The organism is Dietzia sp. DQ11-44 (genome assembly GCF_014145205.1).
Lineage (GTDB): Bacteria > Actinomycetota > Actinomycetes > Mycobacteriales > Mycobacteriaceae > Dietzia > Dietzia natronolimnaea.
Genome location: NZ_JAALEC010000343.1, coordinates 1 through 3,998, shown reverse-complemented (window position 1 = coordinate 3,998; position 3,998 = coordinate 1). Strand labels below are relative to the sequence as shown.

3 protein-coding genes and 2 pseudogenes are annotated in these 3,998 nt (G+C 71.4%); 4 read left to right on the top strand and 1 reads right to left on the bottom strand.

Annotated features, from left to right (window positions below):
• Window positions 1-267: pseudogene (locus G6018_RS17125) on the bottom strand (hypothetical protein); the annotation flags it as partial.
• A gap of 109 nt (window positions 268-376) precedes the next feature.
• Between G6018_RS17125 and G6018_RS09260 the strand changes: the two are divergent.
• From G6018_RS09260 to G6018_RS09245, 4 genes and pseudogenes are all read left to right on the top strand, one after another.
• Window positions 377-709: an antibiotic biosynthesis monooxygenase gene (locus G6018_RS09260; RefSeq protein ID WP_179523994.1), complete on the top strand. Its 333-nt coding sequence runs from the start codon at window positions 377-379 to the stop codon at window positions 707-709.
• Between the two features lie 70 nt (window positions 710-779).
• Entirely contained in the window at window positions 780-2,303 is a 1,524-nt protein-coding gene (locus G6018_RS09255) for a CCA tRNA nucleotidyltransferase (protein WP_182639444.1), read from the top strand.
• Window positions 2,300-3,580 carry a glycosyltransferase 87 family protein gene (locus G6018_RS09250; protein ID WP_182639443.1) on the top strand — a complete coding sequence of 427 codons (1,281 nt, stop codon included), beginning with the start codon at window positions 2,300-2,302 and terminating at the stop codon, window positions 3,578-3,580. The genes G6018_RS09255 and G6018_RS09250 overlap by 4 nt, the downstream gene beginning before the upstream one ends.
• 106 nt (window positions 3,581-3,686) lie before the next feature.
• Window positions 3,687-3,998, top strand: a pseudogene (locus tag G6018_RS09245) (hypothetical protein); the annotation flags it as partial.

The following is a 3,998-nucleotide window of genomic DNA, read 5'->3' as shown; positions in this document are numbered from 1 at the left end:
CCGGCCCGACTGGCCCGATTGGCCCGACTGCGCGGGTTGACCGGATCTGCCGGACTTCTGGCCCTGGCCGCCCTGGCTGCTCCGGTGGTGCTGGGGCTTGTCCTGTCCCTGCGCGGTCCGCTGGCCGTCGGAGCGCTGGCCGGAGCTGCGCTCGGAGCCCTGACCAGCGGAATCCGAGGTGGGCGTCACGGATCCGGCGGCCCGCCGTGCACGACGCCGCCGCGGCGGGTTAGCGCGCGGTTCGACGGGGCGTTCGGCTTCGGACACCCATCGATGCTACCGGCCGGTGTCGCGTGTTCCGTAAATCGTCGGCGTGCCGCCCGCGGATACGGTCAGGTCAGGTGTCGGCGGGTGGGCCACGGCTAGAGTCCGCGACATGAGCTCAGGATCCGCAGGCCACGCCCTGGTCCTCCGTCACCGGGCCAAGCCGGGGCGGCGGGACGAGCTGGTCGAGGTGTGGCGCCGGCACATGCCGGACGCGGTGCAGGCGAACGACGGGCACCGGGCGTACGTGTTCTGCGCGTCCCACGCCGACCCCGACGTCCTGCTGGTGTTCCAGCAGTACCGCGACGCCGCCGCGGCACAGGAGTTCCTCGGAAACCCCGCGTACCTGGCGTACCTGGAGGAGTCGGGTGACCTGTTGACCGGCCCCCCGGAGGTCGAGGCCGTGGAGCCGCTGTGGTCCAAGGTGGCCGGACCGACTCGGTAAGGTCTCCGCTGTGACAGCCCGCAACCCCCACCCAGACCCGCGCGCCTCATCGGACCGCCACGACGCGGCGGTGTTCTCCGGACTGCAGGACGGACCGGGGACCCCGCCCGATCCGGCGGAGTACGAGGCGCGGCGGGTGCGGCTCCTGGCGGGCGCCCAGACGACTCTCAACGACCACGCGGACGTGGTGGCCCCTCTCGCGGCCGCGTTCGGCGAGGCCGGCCACGAGCTCTACCTGGTCGGCGGAAGTGTGCGCGACGCCCTCCTCGGTCGACTCGGCACCGACCTGGACTTCACCACCGACGCGCGACCCGACACGGTCCGCGGCATCCTCGAGTCCTACGCGGACACCGTGTGGGACACCGGGATCGAGTTCGGCACCCTCTCGGCGGTCAAGCGCGACGCCTCCGGTATCGAGCAGCAGATCGAGATCACCACGTACCGCGCGGACTCCTACGACGGGGTGACCCGGAACCCCGAGGTGGTCTTCGGCGACACCCTCGAGGGCGACCTGGTCCGCCGCGACTTCACGGTCAACGCCATGGCGGTGCGCCTGCACCCCGACGGGCGTCACGAGTTCTGCGACCCGCTCGACGGGATGGACGCTCTGCTCGCCGGGGTGCTGGACACCCCTGCCGCCCCGGAGCAGTCGTTCTCCGATGATCCGCTGCGCATGCTGCGCGCCTGCCGGTTCGTCTCCCAGCTGGGCTTCTCCCTCGCGCCGCGGGTGTTCCGGGCGATGACGGAGATGACCGCCGAGATCGACAGGATCACCGTCGAACGGGTCCGCGCCGAGCTGGACAAGACCATCCTCGGCGACTACCCGATCGACGGGATCAACATGCTGTGTGAGGCCGGACTGGCCGACCGCGTGCTCCCCGAGGTGCCGGGGATGAAGCTGGAGCGCGACGAGCACATGCAGCACAAGGACGTGTACTGGCATTCGCTCACCGTCCTCAAGCAGGCCATCGACCTGGAGCCCGAGGGGCCGGACCTGGTGCTGCGCTGGGCGGCGCTGCTGCACGACGTGGGCAAGCCCGCCACGCGTGCGGCCAAACCCGGCGGCGGTGTGACGTTCCACCACCACGAGGTGGTGGGCGCCAAGATGGTGCGCAAGCGGATGCGCGCCCTCAAGTACTCCAAACAGATGATCGAGGACGTCTCGGGACTGGTCTTCCTCCACCTGCGCTTCCACGGGTACGGCGAGGGGCAGTGGTCCGACTCGGCCGTCCGCCGGTACGTCTCCGACGCGGGCGATCTGCTCCCCCGCCTCCATCGGCTGGTCCGGGCGGACTGCACCACCAGGAACAAGCGACGCGCGGCCAGGCTCCAGGCCAGCTACGACTCCCTGGAGCACCGCATCGCCGAGATCGAGGAGAAGGAGGACCTGGCCCGGGTCCGGCCGGATCTCGACGGCAACGAGATCATGACGCTGCTCGACCTCAAGCCCGGGCCCGACGTCGGCCGCGCCTGGGCGTTCCTCAAGGAGCTTCGCCTGGATCGCGGCCCGCTGGACCGTGACGAGGCGGAGGCCGAACTCCTCCGCTGGTGGGCCGGGCGGAACGACCGCCCGGAGAACGGCGACCCGGCGTGATCGGCGGCGCGGTCGACCGCTATCTCGCCTCGACCGCGGGCAGGGCCGTGGCGGCCTTCCTGGCGCTGCTCGGCACGATCCTCCACACGGTCGGCATCCCGGGCCTCCAGCAGCTCCCCCCGTACCGCATCGACCTGGACGTGTACCGCGTCGGCGGGCAGGTCTTCCGCGACGGAGGCGAGCTCTACGGCGAGCTCCCCCGGCTGGCGGAGGGCGCCGACCTGCCCTTCACCTACCCCCCGCTGGCAGCCCAGATCTTCTCCCTGTTCACCCTCGTCCCGCTGGCGGCGGCGTCGGTCATCATCACGCTGGCCACCATCGCGGTGCTCGCCTACGTGGTGCAGCTCGTCCTCACGCGCACCTGTGACCGCCCCCACCGTGAACTGTGGTGGATCACGGTCGCCGTGATGGCCGTGGCGCTGTGGTTCGGCCCGGTGCGGGAGACGATCGGGTTCGGTCAGGTCAACGTGTTCCTCATGGCGTTGGTGTTGGTCGACGTCATCCGCGGCCGGGGCCGCTGGTGGGGTGGGAGCCTCACCGGTCTTGCGATGGCGATCAAGCTCACCCCCGCGGTGTTCCTGCTGTACTTCGCGCTGCGTCGCGACTGGCGGGGCCTGGGGACGGCGGTCCTCGCCGCCCTGGCCTTCACCGGCATCGGACACCTGTTGACCCCGGACGATTCGGCCCGCTACTGGTCGTTCGCCATCCGGGATCCCGCCCGTATCGGCGGGTTGTCCTTCACGTCCAATCAGTCGGTCAACGGGCTCGTGCACCGCCTGGGTCTGGAGGACACGGCGGCGACGGTGGCGTGGTTCGTGGTGTCCGCCCTGGTGGGACTCGGTATCGCCTGGGTGGCGTGGCGGTTGCTGCGTCGCGGCCACGAGGTCGCCGCCGCGGTCGCGGTGGGGTTCGTCGCCCTGTTCTGCTCGCCGGTGTCCTGGGGACACCACTGGGTGTGGTCCGTGCCGGCCGTCGTGCTCACGGTGGTGTGGGCGGCACGCGCCGCCGGGAGGGACGACGACGACGAGCGCGGCTGGCTCGTCCTGGCCGGGTCCGGCATCGTGGTCTTCCTGACCACACCGCAGTGGTGGTTCCCCCACGACGAGGGGCGTGAGCTCGCGTGGGGGCCGATCCAGCACCTGGTGGGTGACGCCTACCTCGTCTGGGCGGTGGCCTTCCTCGTCGTCGTCGGCATCCGGGCCGCTCGGCTCGGCGACCCCGACCGGTACGGCGATCCGGACACGCCGGCGCTCCTCGTGCGCGGCGGCACCCGCTGACCGAGTCCGTCAAGGTCAGGGGCGGTTCTGTGGAGAGCGGATCGGTTGTCCACAGATTGCCGCTCGGCACTGGTCCGGCCCGGCCGTCCGCGACACCATTCCGGGCATGGACTACTTCTTCGGAGACGGCGTCGGTGAGCCGACGCAATGGCAGGGTGCGCCTGAACTCACCCTCGGGACCGGTGCCGCGGACGCGCTGTGGCTGGATTTCGACGGCGACGGGTACGCCGACGACGCACTGTGGGACTCGGACCTCGACGGGGTCGCCGACCGCGTGGTGACCGATGTGGGTACTGATGCCCAGGCGGTCTACTCGGACGCGGGCGGCCGCGGGGTGTGGAACGTCTTCGCGGGTGGGGCCGGTGCCCTGGCGGCGGGGTCCGTGGGGGCGGGCTCGCTCGGCGCGGGCTCCGCCGGT

Coding starts and splice junctions, on each gene's coding strand:
- G6018_RS09260 (WP_179523994.1), top strand. CDS start 377: ATGAGCTCAGGATCCGCAGGCCACGCCCTGGTCCTCCGTCACCGGGCC.